Below are 13970 nucleotides of genomic sequence, written 5' to 3'. Positions count from 1 at the left end.
AGACTGCTAATTCACTGCGCTTTGGCGGGTGAATGGGAAGCGGATCCGGTACGCCGGTTCCGCTTCCCGCAGTTAAAACGTGTTTCGCGCACCGGTTCTGCACGGTGCGTGCACTACGTTAGAAAGAGGCGTATCTGCACCTGTGGTGCGCCCGAATGTGGTCGGTTCAGTGAAGGGAATGACTGTCGTGACTAGTGGACAGAATGCTGCCGCCGAGCGTGTAGCTGCCTGGGTGAAATCCCTGGGACAGAGTGCCGGGGCGGATACCACCCTGCGATTTGCTCCGTCGACCTCCAATAGCATCGACATAACCCATGCCAATCCATCGGGATTGGCCCAGTTCCTTGCCGGACGGCGTACCCGCCTGTCCACGCTGCTGCACGATGCGGACCAGTACGCTACCGCGCGCCGCACTGCCCGTGCGCTCTCGGCCAAGATCAATGAACTGTGGGAAGAACGCGGCATCGACGTCGGCTACCTGGCCGCCGGTGTCGCCAACTGGCGCGCGGTCCACGATGGCAAGAGCGAGCCTGTCTCGGCTCCCATCATGCTCGGCCGCATCACACTGACCAAGCACGTTGATGCTGACGACTACGACCTGCAGCTGGTCGGCCGCGCCACCGTATCCCCGGCCTTCGTGCGCCAATTCGAAGCCGACCACAACGCCAAGGTCGATGTCGCCGCGGTGGACGCCGAAGCGTACTCCATCGCCCGTTTCGACCCGGTCCGCGGAATGGATGCCCTGCGCCACCAGATGTCCGAGGTTCCCGGCGTAGTGGTGGGCCACCGCCTGCTGCTCTCCACCTTCTCCGAGCTGATGGACCCAGCTGACCCGGCCAAGCTCAATGGGTCCCACCCGGTCATCGAGGCGCTAATTCGTCACGACTCCGCGGAAAAGCAGGCTGGGAACAGCCAAAGCAGCAAGACCTCCGAAGCGCTGGCCAACCTGGTCGCTTCCAAGCCGGGCGCTTCCAAAACCGAGGGCTCAAAGCCTGAAGAAGCCAAGGACGAGTCTGCCGCTGAAAAGAAGCAGGACGAAGAGCAGCCTGAAGCGCAGGCCGCCGATGCCAAGGGCCATGAAGCTGCCGGCTCCCGCCTGAGCCGCGTGAAGAACATTCTCAAGGAAACCGCGCGCTCGCGTAAGCAGAGCCTTGCCTCCGAAGGATCTTCTGCCCGCAAGGTCCACACCGGAACCACCACCATTGCCAAGTCTTCTGATGACCGTGATCCGGAAGATGAACTGTTCTTGCTGGACGCGGATGAGTCCCAGTCCAAGATGCTTGACTACATCGCTGCCGGTGAATCGGTGGCCATCAACGCCGCTGCCGGTACCGGTGCTACCCAGACCGCGCTGAACGCAGCCGCGCTGCTGGCCGCCCAGGGCAAGAGAGTACTGGTGGTTGCGGAACAGCGTTCTGCCGCCGAAGAATTCGTGACCCGCTTCAACGAGCACCTGGATGCAGGCAGCATGCTGCTGGAACCCAACGAGGATCCAGAAGCGCTGCGCGCGATGATGACCAAGGCAATTCTGCGCAACGAACGCGCTGCCGAGCCGCAGCTGGGCTCCATGTTCAAGCGCCTGCGCGAATCCCGCCACGCACTGCACGAGCACGTGAAGTCGCTGCACTCGGTGCGCAGCCGTTGGGGTTGCTCGCCATACCAGGCAATGCAGGAACTGGCACGGCTCTCCGCACTGGAACCAGCGCCATCCACCACCGTGCGCCTGAAGCGTTCGGTGCTGGATTCCATGGGCCAGCGCGGACATGTTGCCGCACAGCTCAAGCGCGCAGCGCAGCTTGGCGCCTTCTCCAAGATGCACACCACCAGCCCATGGCATGGTGCACCGCTGCGCAACACCGAAGCCACCGAAAAGGCCTTGAACCTGGCCAGCGGGCTGGGCCGCGACCTGCCCATCCTGCATGAGCACATGCTGCAGATCGCCGAGCGTTCGCAGATCCGCCTGGAAGAAAGCTACGACAAGTGGGGAGACCAGCTGCAGTTGCTGGTCGCCGTCCGCGGATCGCTGGACAAGTTCGAGGCCGACATCTTCGAGGGCGACATCGATGATTTGATCGCCGCTACCGCAACCAGCGCATGGCGCCGCGAGCACGGCGTGGAGATGGGCTCCATTGTCCGTTCCCGGCTGCGCAAGATTGCCAAGGAATACGTCCGCCCGGGCATGCACGTAGCTGACCTGCAGTCCGCTCTGCAGGCGGTGGCGGTCCAGCGCGATGCCTGGCGAGCCATTGCCACCAGCCAGCGCAACCCGCAGGTCCCAGGCGGCCTGCTGGATGTTGAAGCCGGATACCACGACGCCGGTGCCCGCATCGACAAGCTGGCCGAAATGCTGCCGTCCTCCCTGGGCTCGCGCCTGCGCGAAATGCCCATCAAGGAGCTGCTCTCGGTGATTGCAGCGCTGGTCGAGCGCCGCGAGGACCTGGGCGAGCTGCCCGAGCGCACGTTGATCTCCGAGCAGCTGGCTGAAGCCGGGCTGGGCGACCTGCTCGATGACTTCGCCGAACGCGAGATCGACGCCGACCAGGTAGACAGCGAATTGGAGCTTGCCTGGTGGCAGTCCGTGCTGGATGCCATGATCTCCGGTGACGACTTCCTGGCCATGAATGACGGCTCCAAGCTGGAGAAGATCGAGGCTGACTACCGACTGGCTGACGGCGCGCACATCGCTGCCGGCCCGCAGCGCATCCGCTGGGCGCTGACTCGCAACTGGAAGGCAGCGCTGGCTGACCACCGAGCCGGTTCCCGCGCGCTGCGCGAGATGCTCAAGGGCGGAACCCCGAGCATTGCCGGGCTGCTGGATCTTGGAGCACCGCTGGCCAATTCGCTGACCCCGGTCATCGTCTCGGCTCCGCTGCTGCTGGGCAGCGCCCTGCCGGAGGACACGAAGTTCGATGCGGTCATCCTGCTGGAAGCCAACTACCTCACCCTGCGTGAAGTCCTGGATGCGATCCGCCGCTCCGGCCAGGTCATTGCCATTGGCGATGAAATGCTGGGCGGTCCGAAGCGCTTCGAGGTCTCCGTAGACCCGACCGCACGAGTTCGCGAGCAGAGCGTGGACCGTTCCGCGCTGGAAGCCCTGAACAAGGTCCTGGTGACCGGTTCGCTGTCCACCGTGTACCGCGGCATTGACGAAGGCCTGGTGGAACAGCTGTCCGCCACCTACTACGATTCGGCGCTCTCGCGCCTGCCAATGGCGGTGAACCTCACCGGCGACTCCTCGCTGCTGCGCGGCGAATACGTGCCAGATGCCACCGGCTCACTGTCCAGCAGCGAAGACGGTGTGCAGACCACCGCAGCAGAAGTGGCGCGCGTGGTGGATCTGGTCTTCGGCCACTTCAAGAACCACGGGGGCGAATCGCTGGCAGTCATTGCCTCGAACCGCAGCCATGCCTCGGCCATCGCCGAAGCGATCCGTGTCCAGCTGCCAAACCACAAGTACGCGATGGAGCACCTGCGCTCCAAGCGCGAACCATTCGTGGTGACCACCATGGACCGGCTGATCGGCCTGCGCCGGGACTCGGTCATCTTCGCCTGGGGCTACGGACGTACTCCGCACGGCAAGACCCTGCACGAATTCGGTGCACTGTCCCGCGAGGGCGGCGAACAGCTGTTCGTCGCCGCCATGACCCGATCGCGGACCCGCATGACCTTGGTGTCCAGCCTGTTGCCCGAAGACGTGGACCTGAACCGCGTCTACCGTGGTGCCCGACAGTTCTTCGAACTGTTCGGACGCGTGCAGGCAGGGGATTCCGGAGTCAGCTCGATGCGCAATCCGCGCTTCGATCCATTGGTTTCCGATCTGGCCCGCCGCCTGCGCGAAAGCGGTGCCATCGTTTCCGAGGACTACCGCGGTGTGCTGGACCTGTCGGCTCACGCCTACGACTCTGCGCACAGCGGCATCCGCCCATTGGCTGTGGTCTACGACGGCACCGAGCACTATGCCGGACTGACCGTGCGTGAACGCAGCCGACTGCGCCCGGAATTCTTCGAGAAGCACGGCTGGCGCTATGTTCCGCTGTGGACCATTGACGTCTTCACCGATCCGGGTGCTGTCACCGATCGCCTGGCCCATGCACTGGGATTGAAAAAGCCTGCGGCCCCGGCCCAGGCTTCGACCCGTACCGGTGTGGCCGCCGCTCGGCCGGTGTCGGCCCGTGAAGTCACCACCGAGGCGGAAACGCCGAAGGAAAAGTCCAATCTGCTCAAGTCCGCCAAGGCGCGACTGGAACCAAAGGCCGAGACCAAGCAGGAAGCGCCAGCTGCTGAAAGCGGTGCCAAAGCTGAAGCTGGCGACGCACCTGCAAAGGACAGCGCGGATAAGCCACTGACTCCAGCCCCTGTTCCGGCTACCAGCAAGAACGAGGATCCGGAGCCAAAGAAGTAATGACTTCTGAGCAAGAACCAACGCGCGGCCGCCGCAAGCGGCCGCGCGTTGTCGCACCCCCGCAGCATCTGACTGCTCGCGTTGAACTCACCGGCAGCTACGCGCCAGTGCCGCATTCAGACTCCGTGAACCGGGCACTAGCCGGCCACCAGCCCGCCGAGACTTCTGCTGCGGCGATGGCGTCCCGCGCTAAGCAGCCGGCCGCCGATCCGCTGTCCGAGTTGCTGGCCAAAGACCAGGACCCGAGAAACTGGGGCGACGCCAAGGAAGACCTGGCTGAGATGATGAAGCGCGAGAAGCCGCCGCACTGGGGCTGATTTCCTAATTCACCAAGACGGCTGAAACCTTGCCGCGCGATACTGCCCCGGCCAGATCATCCGAGAGGCTGCTGGCAGCCGCGACCACCACAATTCCTTCACCGGTCGGAGCCGCGCCGCTGAGCATGCCGAATTCGGAACTGCTGGCATTATCCGGAACCCAGAGCACCGGCACCGCCTTGGCGATGGTCTGCGAGCTGATTTCCTTTTCAAAGCCATCTCCGGTGGTCAATACGATATCCACCAGTTGCCCTGGATGGAGCAGCGTCACGGTGGCAGGATCGCTCAAGCGCAAGGGAACGGCCACGGTGCCTTCCGGCGAACCGGTCAAAAGTTGAGGCCCCACCAAGGAATAGTTGCGCAGCACCGTTCCGGCAGTCAGTGCCACGGCTGCCCGTTGCCCCGAGATGGCATCGATGCTTTCAAAGACTTCGGCATCTTCCGGGGCCAGCCGCACCGTTTGCACCGTCAGCTGGTTGGCGGATATGCGGGACCCGGCAGGAATGTCGCTCAGCGCCACCACGACTTCGCGCTGCGCTAATTGCCCGGAGGAAAACACATTGAGCACGCCCGCCAAGGCCAGCAGCGCGCAGGCGATGGCCAAAGGCTTCCGGTAGCGGCGCAACAATTCATTGCGGTTGCGCACGGGACGGATCTTCGGCTTGGGAATCACCGGGGGCCGGGAGGCAGCATGCGGTCTGGAGAAGAAGCTCATAACCCCATGCAACCTTCAGGTCCAGCGGCCCACTGCGAGCTGCCCGCGAGCTGTGGGTAAATCAGATGATTTGATGCACCTGCTGCGGAGTGAACACCAAGTCCACGGGTTGGTCATGCTCATCGATCTGGAAGGAACCGGCCGGAACATACTCGTGCTCATAAACCACGGCCGCCACACGGACCGGCGCATCGTCGATCAAGGGCAGGAAGCGATCGTAGTAGCCACCGCCTTGGCCTAAACGCAGCCCGTTCGAATCGATGGACAGCGCAGGCATGATCAGCGTATTGATCTCGTCAAAGAGCTCTGTGCCCATCCGCTTGCCCACCGGCTCCATCACCGGGGCCAAGGTACTTGGCTGGAATTCCATGCCGGGGGAGTACTCAACCCACGAGAGCGCGTACTCCGGTTCGCACACTGGCAGGTAGACTTCAATGCCTTCCTTGGCCAAAGCATCCAAGAGCGCCTCGGTGGACGGTTCATCCGGACCCGAGCAATAGGCCGCGACCTTCTGGACGACACCGGTGCTCTGGCTCAGATAGCCAATCACCGTGTGCGCCAGATCCAGTCCGAACTGCTCACGCTTGCTCGGATCAAGTGCCCTGCGCCAAGTGCGCACAGCGGCACGCGCGGCCTTCTTGCCGGCGCCAGAATTCAGATCAGCGGTGGGATTCATGCCTACAGCTTACGTGCAAGAAACGAAACGCTGCCTGCTAGCGCTGTTGCCAGCTGCAAGCATGACGAAGTAATACGATGTGCACATGTTCTTCTCTCGTCGAGCAAAACGCCTGGTTCCGGATCTGGCCTCGGAACGGCTGTTGTTGCGCCAACTGACTGCCAGTGACGAAGCCGAGTGGATCAATCTGCGCTACGCCAATTCCAAATGGCTCAAGCCATGGGATCCCACCAGTCCCTTGGGCCCGCCAGAAGCCATGACTTTTCGCGAGATGCTCAGGGCCAAGGATGAATCAGCAGTTGACGGCAGCGGATTCACCTGGGCCTTGGCTCTTCCCCAGCTGCACAAGGGGCGCCCGCCATTAATCGGGCAGGTTTCCGTGGCGTCGGTGCAATATGGTGCCGCGCGCACAGCGTCCATCGGCTACTGGCTGGATCGCAACCATGCCGGCTTCGGCCTGATGCCCGAAGCCTGCGCCTTGGTCATAGACCATTGCTTCGAGCAACTGCAGCTGCACCGCCTGGAAATCAACATCCGTCCGGAGAATTCGGCCAGCCTGCGGGTGGTGGACAAGCTCGGGTTCCGCGATGAAGGGCTGCGCAAAGGCTATCTGCACATCGATGGGCAGTGGCGGGATCACCGCACCTTTGCGTTGACCCGTGAAGAGGTGGAAACGACGCTGCTCGAACGCATCTACGAATACTGAGGCGGATTTCGTGCTATTTCGTTCAATCGAGCTCTGATATGAGAGAACTGCATTGAAAACATGCAGACACGCCAAGGGATGTGCATGAGCGCGCACCCAAGGTTGCATAGTGTTGATTCGAAGGAACCATATTTAGTTCCACGAGGATTTGACCGACTCAATCGGTGATGGAGGACCCACATGGCTGGCACGTCACAGAGCGCTTCGCAGGAAAGTGCTGCGACCAAACTCAAGATTCGTGTGCGCTATGGCCGGTTGTCCGTCGCGCTCGTCGGTGCCTTGGCTGTCCTCGCGACCGTCTTCGGTCTCATCCTGGCTCCTTTCACTGCTCTGACCTTCGGCACCGTAGGCCTGTTCGCGCTGATTGCTGTAGCATCCTTCGCCACCCTGCGCGGGCTGGCTGTCCGCGACCGCAATCGCAAGCTGCTCGAGCACCTCGAAGCCACCCGGCAGCAGGCGCTGCGGACTCCCGCTTTTGACGACGCGGCTAACCAGGTCATCTCGCGCAAGCATGAGGATGACGAGGTCTTCGACGCTCGCCCGGGTTCGTCCCGCCGCGCTCCAGCGATTACCGCTGAAGAGCTCCGCGCCGAAGCGCTGCGAGTGGCCCACGGCTATGGCGGTGTAAAGCAGCCAGGTACTTGGGAACCAACGCATGTGCCCAAGCCAACGTACGTGGAAGCCAGCGAGCGCATCGCCAAGACCGCGGAGCTGGCAGCTGAACAGGGTGCCAAGCGGACCCACAAGGCAGCACTGCCGGTGGAAGAACCGCTGCGTCCGAGCAAACAGATCAGCCTGAAGGCATCGGAAGATGCAAAGCGCCTGGCCACCGAAGTTTCGGCCGAAGAGCGCGCAGCGGTCGCTTCGGTAGTTGCCAAGCGTACCGAGAGCGCACCAGCTGTCACGGAAACCGTTGCAGCGCCATCCCCCGCACCGGAAGCCGCACCCGTGGCTGCCGCGGGTACCAAGCCTCGCCTGAACCTGGACGCGGTCATGCAGCGCCGCCGCGCATAAGCATTCCAAGCACAAAGACTTGTGGCCCGGACCTCGCGAGGTCCGGGCCACAAGTCGCTTAAGCGCTGCTAGCTGATCATGTCATCGAATGGCAGCGGGCCGCGGTTGCCGCGGTGGTGCGCGAAGACCAAGGTGGTTTCGGTATGGCCCACCGACTCGTCGGTGGCGAGGTTGTCCAGCACCCAGTCACGCAGTGCATCGGTGGAACCGACCGCGATATGCAGCAGGTAATCGGTGCCGCCGGAAACATGGAACATGGACAGCACCTCGGGCAGCTGCGGGATGCGTGCCACGAAAGCGTCAATCTTCTCGCGGTCGTGGGCGCGCAGCTTGACCGAGATCAGTGCCTGCACGGTACGGCCTACAGCGCCCAGCGATACCTCGGCGTGGTAGCCGGTGAGGATGCCGCGCTCGACCAGCGAACGGGTGCGCAACAGTGCGGTGGATGGAGCGATGCCCGCACGCTGTGCGAGGGTCGCATTGGAGATACGTGCATTAGCGACCAATTCGTCGATGATGATTCGATCGATTTCGTCCAGATCGACGTTTGATGAAAGCTCTGATTGCTGGGCCATAAGAATATTTCATCATATTCGCGAGATATCAGTGGGATCTTTGGCAGAAAAATCGGCGTATGCCGTCCGCGTACGAGTAAATAATCGGTGAACAAACGGATATATTGGGGATATGACACGTCGTTCTGAGCACACCGGTGAATCCTTTGATACCAGGCTGGCGGCCTATTGCTTGGTGGAACATGAAGGAAAGGTACTGCTTACGCTCTGGGATATGCGTCATCGCGATCCACGCTTCACCCCGCGCTGGTCCCTTCCCGGCGGCGGCATCGACTTGGGGGAGCCTATCGAAGAAGGCGCGCGCCGTGAAGTCTATGAAGAGACCGGCTACGCAGTGGGCGAGCTGGCGCTTCTGGATGTCAGCACGGGAGTTATTCCCGGTTCCAAGCGCTACTCGGGCGAAGGCCATGCCATGCAAACGGTGGCGGTCACCTATCGGGCCAAGCTGACCGGTGGAGAACTGCGCCATGAAGTCAACGGTTCTACCAGCCAGGCCGCCTGGTTTACCCGCGAGGAGATAGCCAAGCTGAACTGCATTGAACGCGTTGAGAGCATCTTGCGACTGACCGCACCCGGCAAGTAGCGGCGGATCGCCGCTGGCCTGCCCTAGAATCAATAGGGACATGAACTTGCGAAATACCATCACCGTTGGCGCACTCAGCGCAACCCTGCTGCTAACCCTGTCTGCTTGCACCGAAGAGGCAACGCCGACGGCCGAGCCAAGCAAGGCCATCACCTTGCAGATTGCTGCCGGTTCTCAACCTGCAGACCAGGCCTTGGTCCATGTCTATGCCAATGCGCTGAAAGCCGAAGGCTATAAGGTGTCGTTGAACAAGCCCAGTGCTGATCCTTACCAGCAGGTGGTCGACGGAAAAGCCGATTTGGCGGTGGACCAAGCGGCCAAGGCGCTACCCCTGGTTGCTGACCCGGCGGCCATCACTGGTGAAGATCAATTGCTGAGCGTCGAGGAATCCAAGAACCTGCGCAGCGCCATCAATGACGCTGAGGGGGAGCTCTCTGCCTTGGAACTCAGCCCAGCTGATGCGGGAAAGGTCTTGGTCATGAGCCAGGCCCAGGCAACCTTGCACAAGGTCGATTCGGTGGAAACCCTGATTGCGGCTTGCACAGATCTGACGATCATTAGCGATGAAGCCAACGCCGCATCCTTGAAGGCATCATTGGAGGACGCTGGCTGCGAGAAGCCGAAGGTCGTGGCTGAGGAGCCGGCGAAACTGGCCAGCAAGCTGCGTGCCTCGGTGGACAGCGCGGTGGCGCTCGGGTCGGGAGATGCAGTCATCTCCGATGAAGGCTTCTACAGCATTCCGGGAAGCGCCGCCTTCTTCAACGCCGAGCAGTACATGGTGCTGGCCAACGGCGACGTGGATGACAAGGCCCAGGCAGAACTGGACAAGATCACCGGCGAATTCTCGCAGCAGTCCCTCGTGGACCTGAACCGCATGGTCAGCCAGGCCGACGGACTGAGCCCAGAGCAAGCGGCCACCCGTTGGGAATGGATCATCGAAGAGTAGGCCCCAGCCAGCTCTCCCAGGATTTCGACCGCTGACCATAGCGGTCGAGTAACAAGGTGTGTCGATCGCACCTGACGTGAGAAAGTGTAACCATGGCAGAATTCAAACAATCAACGAAACTGCACAACGTCCTCTACGACATCCGCGGCCCGCTGCTTGAGCACGCCACGCGCATGGAGTCCGAAGGACACCGCATCCTGAAGCTGAACATCGGCAATCCCGCGCCGTTCGGCTTCGAGGCCCCCGACGCGGTGCTCGTTGACATGATTCGCAACCTGCCTAACGCCCAAGGATACTCCGACTCCCGCGGCATTCTCTCGGCACGTACCGCCGTCTCGCAGTACTACCAGACCCGTGGCATCCAGACCATCGGCGTGGATGACGTCTACCTGGGCAACGGTGTCTCCGAGCTGATCACCCTCTCGTTGAATGCGCTGCTGAATAACGGCGACGAGATCCTGATTCCCGCCCCTGACTACCCGCTGTGGACCGCTTCGGTTTCACTGGCCGGCGGCACCCCGGTGCATTACATGAATACCGAGGAAGAAGGCTGGCTTCCTGATCTTCAGGACATGGAAGCGAAGATCACCGATCGCACCAAGGGCATCGTGATCATCAACCCCAATAACCCGACCGGTGCGGTGTACCCCAAGGAAACCTTGGAGGGGATCCTCGAGCTGGCGCGCAAGCACAACCTGATTGTGTTCTCGGACGAGATCTACGAAAAGATCCTCTACGAAGACGCCGTGCACATCAACACCGCTTCGTTGGCAGATGACGTGCTGATACTGACCTTCTCCGGCCTGTCCAAGGCCTACCGCGTGTGCGGCTTCCGTGCTGGGTGGATGGCTATTTCCGGTCCCAAGCACCAGGCCGGCGACTACATCGAGGGCATCAACCTGCTGACCAACATGCGCCTGTGCGCCAATGTGCCGGCACAGCACGCAATCCAGACCGCCTTGGGCGGCTACCAGTCGATCAATGACTTGATCCTGCCTGGCGGACGCCTGCTTGAACAGCGCGATGCGGCCTACAACCTGCTCAGCGCGATTCCTGGCGTGAGCGTCCAGAAGGCCAAGGGCGCGCTCTACATGTTCCCGAAGCTGGATCCCGAGGTCTACCCGATCCACAACGATGAGACCTTCGCCCTTGAACTGCTCAAGGCGCAGAAGATCCTGATCTCCCAGGGCACCGCCTTCAACTGGATCCGTCCGGATCACTTCCGTTTGGTCACCTTGCCCAACGTGCGCGACCTGACTGATGCGGTTGGACGCATCGGACAGTTCCTGGAGGACTGGCGCGCTCGCGCATAGGCTGCCCGGATGCTGAACCGGCCCAGAATCACCCACGTGATTCTGGGCCGGTTGTGCGTTAAGGCGGCCACCGGGGAATGCGGCCCCCGGAACTTCAGGGATATCGCCTGCCAGCGACTGCGACCGGAGAATTTGGTGTCCTGAGGATTTGGCGTATCGGCCCGTTGCCGGCGCTTTCGCGAGGCTTAGCGATCCTGTGCATCGAGCCGTGATGGGTGCTTCGCCGTTGACGAATACCGCTTCTCACGGCGCCTGCAGTGGCAGTAGGCTGGCAACAACGAATCGCATCACTTCGACACACGCGTGAGGACTTAATGATGAGCGCCTATCCTGCCAACCTGTTAGAAGCGCTACGTGCAGAACCGGGCGTGAAGCTTTCAGAGCGCGCAACCAAGGATGCTGATTGGTGGCCCGGCGACGCCCCGCAGGATAAGAAGGCCGCCGAGAAGCGCATGGAGCAGCTGGCTGAACTGCTCTCGGATCTGCAAGAGAGGCTCTTCGCCGCCTCGGTAGCTGGCGGGCAAGGCCCAGCAGTCCTGCTCATTTTGCAGGGAATGGATACGTCCGGCAAAGGAGGGACTGTTCGCCACGTCCTTGGCATGCTGGATCCGCAGGGCGTCAAGCACCATGCCTTCAAGGCGCCAACCGAGGAAGAAGCAGCCCATGACTTCCTCTGGCGCATCACCAAGCAATTGCCCGCCGGGGGACTAGTGGGAGTCTTTGACCGTTCCCACTATGAAGACGTTCTGGTCGCCAAGGTGAAGGGCTTCGCCGCCCCGGAGGCGGTCGAGTCCCGCTACGGGAAAATAGTCGACTTCGAGAAGCAGCTGATCGAGCAGGGCATCCACCCGATCAAGGTGATGCTCCACATCAGCCGAGAAGAACAATTCGAGCGCCTCTCGGCACGCCTGGAGCGTGCCGACAAGCATTGGAAGTACTCGCCGGGCGACGTCGATGATCGCCTGCTGTGGGATGACTTCCAGTCCGCCTACGAGGTGGCGATTAACCGCACCGATAACCAGGGCGCACCATGGCATATCGTTCCCGCTGACCAGAAGTGGAAAGCCCGCTTGTGCGTCGCCGAGCTGCTGCTGGCTACCCTGGAGCGCGTCGCTCCCGACTGGCCCGTTGCCACCTTCGATGTGGAGCAGGAGAAGGCCCGGCTGGCGGCCACGAAGTAGGTCCGGGTGAGGACAGGCTATTCGCCGGCGGCCTGCTCGTGGTTGGCGCGGGCCTGCTCCAGACGCTGAGAGACACCGTTGAGCCAGTTCTCGCAGTGGGCTGCCAGTGCTTCGCCACGCTCCCACAACGCCAGCGAGGCTTCCAGCGCAACTCCGCCGGTCTCGAGCTGGTTGACCACGGCCAGCAGTTCTTCGCGAGCCTGCTCGTAGGAAAGCTTGGCAATGTCTTCAGGGATTTGTGCAGTCATGATTACTCCAAATTGGTATTCGTGGTGATTAGCTTGCGTTGTTGCCGGCAGGGAGGGATTCAAGGGTTCGTGCAACCAGCTGCCCGGAAGCCACCCGGATGAGCACCTTGCTGTCTGCTGGCGCCTGGGCTGCCTCGCGCACGATGCTTCCGTCCTCCAGCTGGGTGACCGAATAGCCGCGGTCCAGGGTCTGCTGCGGGGACAGGGCACGCATCTGGTTCTTCAGATGGTTGATCTCGTCGTTGGCGCGCATCACGCGGTGGCGCAGCAGATCCGTCGAGCGCTGCTTCCAGCGCTCCAGGTCTTCGGCACGGGAGGTGACCATCACCTGCGGGTTGGCCAGCACCGGGCGTTCGCGCACCGAGGCCAGCAGCTGGGCTTCGCGCTGGAGAAGATTGTTGATGGAACGGTCCAAGCGATTGCGGGCGATTTCCAAGCCGGCGAATTCTTCTTGCAGATCCGGGACAATGCGCTTGGCTGCATCGGTGGGGGTCGACGCGCGAAGATCGGCCACATCATCCAGGATCGGGCGGTCCGCTTCGTGGCCGATGGCCGAAACCACCGGCGTCTGGGCTGCGAAGACCGCACGCACCAGATCCTCATTGGAGAAGGGCAAGAGGTCTTCCAGGGCTCCGCCGCCACGGGCGATGACGATGACATCGATGTCCGGGTCCGCATCCAGCTGCTGCAGGGCTGCGATGACCTGGTTGGCGGCATCCATTCCCTGCACGGCGGTATTGATGACCTTGAATTGCACGGATGGCCAGCGCAGGCTGGCATTGCGCAGCACGTCCTTCTCCGCATCCGAATCACGCCCGGTAATCAGGCCGATGCGGTGGGGAAGAACAGGCAGCGGGCGCTTGTGCTCAGGGGAGAAGAGGCCTTCTGCTCCCAGCGCCTGGCGCAATCGTTCCAGGCGCACCAGCAGCTCGCCCAAGCCTACCGGTCGCAGGTCCGTGGCATTCAAGGAAAGCCGGCCGGTTTTCGCGTAGAAGCTCGGTTTCACCTGGGCCACCACGCGGGAGCCCACCTGCGGGGTGGCATCCAGCTTGCGCATCGTCGAGGCCCAAATGGTCACCGAGAAAGAGAAGTCCGCATCGACATCGCGCAGGGTGAGGTAGGCGTGGCCGTTGCGCACATTGGCTTCCAGCAATTGGCCTTCAACCCAAACCACCGGAGAGTTCTCGATATGGATTTTCAGCTTTTCCGAGAGCAGCCGCAGCGGCCAAGGATTGTCCGCGGTGGTCTGCCCGGCGGTCGCCGGCAAACTGGCGGGGGCTTGGGGATCCATCGG

13 protein-coding genes are annotated in these 13970 nt (G+C 62.1%); 8 read left to right on the top strand and 5 right to left on the bottom strand.

Annotated features, from left to right (window positions below; all coding sequences use genetic code 11):
• Positions 1-178: 178 nt before the first annotated feature.
• Complete coding sequence (locus ACWICV_RS05600) at positions 179-4402, top strand: DUF4011 domain-containing protein (RefSeq protein WP_332489168.1); 4224 nt, start codon at positions 179-181, stop codon at positions 4400-4402.
• Positions 4402-4719 carry a hypothetical protein gene (locus ACWICV_RS05595; RefSeq protein ID WP_332728456.1) on the top strand — a complete coding sequence of 106 codons (318 nt, stop codon included), beginning with the start codon at positions 4402-4404 and terminating at the stop codon, positions 4717-4719. Before ACWICV_RS05600 ends, ACWICV_RS05595 begins: the two co-directional genes overlap by 1 nt.
• A 4-nt stretch (positions 4720-4723) precedes the next feature.
• On the opposite strand, the gene cpaB is transcribed toward ACWICV_RS05595, so the two are convergent.
• Together cpaB and ACWICV_RS05585 are read right to left on the bottom strand one after the other, a co-directional pair.
• A complete protein-coding gene (gene cpaB / locus ACWICV_RS05590) occupies positions 4724-5434 on the bottom strand; it encodes a Flp pilus assembly protein CpaB (protein WP_400288453.1) in 711 nt (236 codons plus the stop codon).
• A gap of 61 nt (positions 5435-5495) precedes the next feature.
• Positions 5496-6110, bottom strand: a complete 615-nt coding sequence (locus ACWICV_RS05585) for a 5-formyltetrahydrofolate cyclo-ligase (protein WP_105657595.1) — start codon at positions 6108-6110, stop codon at positions 5496-5498.
• 85 nt (positions 6111-6195) lie between these two features.
• Here ACWICV_RS05585 and ACWICV_RS05580 point away from each other — a divergent pair, with 85 nt between their 5' ends.
• On the top strand, positions 6196-6816 hold the full coding sequence (locus tag ACWICV_RS05580; protein WP_105657594.1) for a GNAT family N-acetyltransferase: 621 nt from the start codon (positions 6196-6198) through the stop codon (positions 6814-6816).
• A gap of 180 nt (positions 6817-6996) precedes the next feature.
• Positions 6997-7830, top strand: a complete 834-nt coding sequence (locus ACWICV_RS05575) for a hypothetical protein (protein WP_454090627.1) — start codon at positions 6997-6999, stop codon at positions 7828-7830.
• 68 nt (positions 7831-7898) lie between these two features.
• Here ACWICV_RS05575 and ACWICV_RS05570 read toward each other — a convergent pair whose 3' ends face one another.
• The gene (locus ACWICV_RS05570; RefSeq protein ID WP_105657592.1) at positions 7899-8405 is read right to left on the bottom strand and encodes an Lrp/AsnC family transcriptional regulator; all 507 of its coding nucleotides are present in this window, start codon (positions 8403-8405) and stop codon (positions 7899-7901) included.
• Between the two features lie 112 nt (positions 8406-8517).
• Here ACWICV_RS05570 and ACWICV_RS05565 point away from each other — a divergent pair, with 112 nt between their 5' ends.
• From ACWICV_RS05565 to ACWICV_RS05550, 4 genes are all read left to right on the top strand, one after another.
• Positions 8518-8988, top strand: a complete 471-nt coding sequence (locus ACWICV_RS05565; protein ID WP_402470595.1) for an NUDIX hydrolase — start codon at positions 8518-8520, stop codon at positions 8986-8988.
• 40 nt (positions 8989-9028) lie between these two features.
• The gene (locus tag ACWICV_RS05560; RefSeq protein WP_400342097.1) at positions 9029-9934 is read left to right on the top strand and encodes a glycine betaine ABC transporter substrate-binding protein; all 906 of its coding nucleotides are present in this window, start codon (positions 9029-9031) and stop codon (positions 9932-9934) included.
• 92 nt (positions 9935-10026) lie between these two features.
• Positions 10027-11247, top strand: coding sequence for a pyridoxal phosphate-dependent aminotransferase (locus ACWICV_RS05555; protein WP_105657589.1), 1221 nt, complete (start codon positions 10027-10029; stop codon positions 11245-11247).
• Positions 11248-11564: 317 nt separating this feature from the next.
• Positions 11565-12428 carry a PPK2 family polyphosphate kinase gene (locus ACWICV_RS05550; RefSeq protein ID WP_454090628.1) on the top strand — a complete coding sequence of 288 codons (864 nt, stop codon included), beginning with the start codon at positions 11565-11567 and terminating at the stop codon, positions 12426-12428.
• 17 nt (positions 12429-12445) lie between these two features.
• Here ACWICV_RS05550 and ACWICV_RS05545 read toward each other — a convergent pair whose 3' ends face one another.
• Together ACWICV_RS05545 and xseA are read right to left on the bottom strand one after the other, a co-directional pair.
• The gene (locus ACWICV_RS05545) at positions 12446-12676 is read right to left on the bottom strand and encodes an exodeoxyribonuclease VII small subunit (RefSeq protein WP_388022645.1); all 231 of its coding nucleotides are present in this window, start codon (positions 12674-12676) and stop codon (positions 12446-12448) included.
• A 28-nt stretch (positions 12677-12704) separates the two neighbouring features.
• The gene (xseA, locus tag ACWICV_RS05540) at positions 12705-13967 is read right to left on the bottom strand and encodes an exodeoxyribonuclease VII large subunit (protein ID WP_454090629.1); all 1263 of its coding nucleotides are present in this window, start codon (positions 13965-13967) and stop codon (positions 12705-12707) included.
• Positions 13968-13970 lie beyond the last annotated feature (3 nt).

It is taken from the genome of Glutamicibacter sp. NPDC055354, assembly GCF_053644955.1.
Note: the sequence above shows the minus strand (reverse complement) of the source record. Positions and strands in the feature narration are given on the sequence as shown.

Excerpts from the sequence above, each read along its gene's own strand:
- ACWICV_RS05555 (WP_105657589.1), top strand. The coding sequence starts at position 10,027 with ATGGCAGAATTCAAACAATCAACGAAACTGCACAACGTCCTCTACGAC.
- ACWICV_RS05575 (WP_454090627.1), top strand. The coding sequence starts at position 6,997 with ATGGCTGGCACGTCACAGAGCGCTTCGCAGGAAAGTGCTGCGACCAAA.
- cpaB (WP_400288453.1), bottom strand. The coding sequence starts at position 5,434 with ATGAGCTTCTTCTCCAGACCGCATGCTGCCTCCCGGCCCCCGGTGATT.
- ACWICV_RS05580 (WP_105657594.1), top strand. The coding sequence starts at position 6,196 with ATGTTCTTCTCTCGTCGAGCAAAACGCCTGGTTCCGGATCTGGCCTCG.
- xseA (WP_454090629.1), bottom strand. The coding sequence starts at position 13,967 with ATGGATCCCCAAGCCCCCGCCAGTTTGCCGGCGACCGCCGGGCAGACC.
- ACWICV_RS05600 (WP_332489168.1), top strand. The coding sequence starts at position 179 with ATGACTGTCGTGACTAGTGGACAGAATGCTGCCGCCGAGCGTGTAGCT.
- ACWICV_RS05570 (WP_105657592.1), bottom strand. The coding sequence starts at position 8,405 with ATGGCCCAGCAATCAGAGCTTTCATCAAACGTCGATCTGGACGAAATC.
- ACWICV_RS05560 (WP_400342097.1), top strand. The coding sequence starts at position 9,029 with ATGAACTTGCGAAATACCATCACCGTTGGCGCACTCAGCGCAACCCTG.
- ACWICV_RS05545 (WP_388022645.1), bottom strand. The coding sequence starts at position 12,676 with ATGACTGCACAAATCCCTGAAGACATTGCCAAGCTTTCCTACGAGCAG.
- ACWICV_RS05585 (WP_105657595.1), bottom strand. The coding sequence starts at position 6,110 with ATGAATCCCACCGCTGATCTGAATTCTGGCGCCGGCAAGAAGGCCGCG.
- ACWICV_RS05565 (WP_402470595.1), top strand. The coding sequence starts at position 8,518 with ATGACACGTCGTTCTGAGCACACCGGTGAATCCTTTGATACCAGGCTG.
- ACWICV_RS05595 (WP_332728456.1), top strand. The coding sequence starts at position 4,402 with ATGACTTCTGAGCAAGAACCAACGCGCGGCCGCCGCAAGCGGCCGCGC.
- ACWICV_RS05550 (WP_454090628.1), top strand. The coding sequence starts at position 11,565 with ATGAGCGCCTATCCTGCCAACCTGTTAGAAGCGCTACGTGCAGAACCG.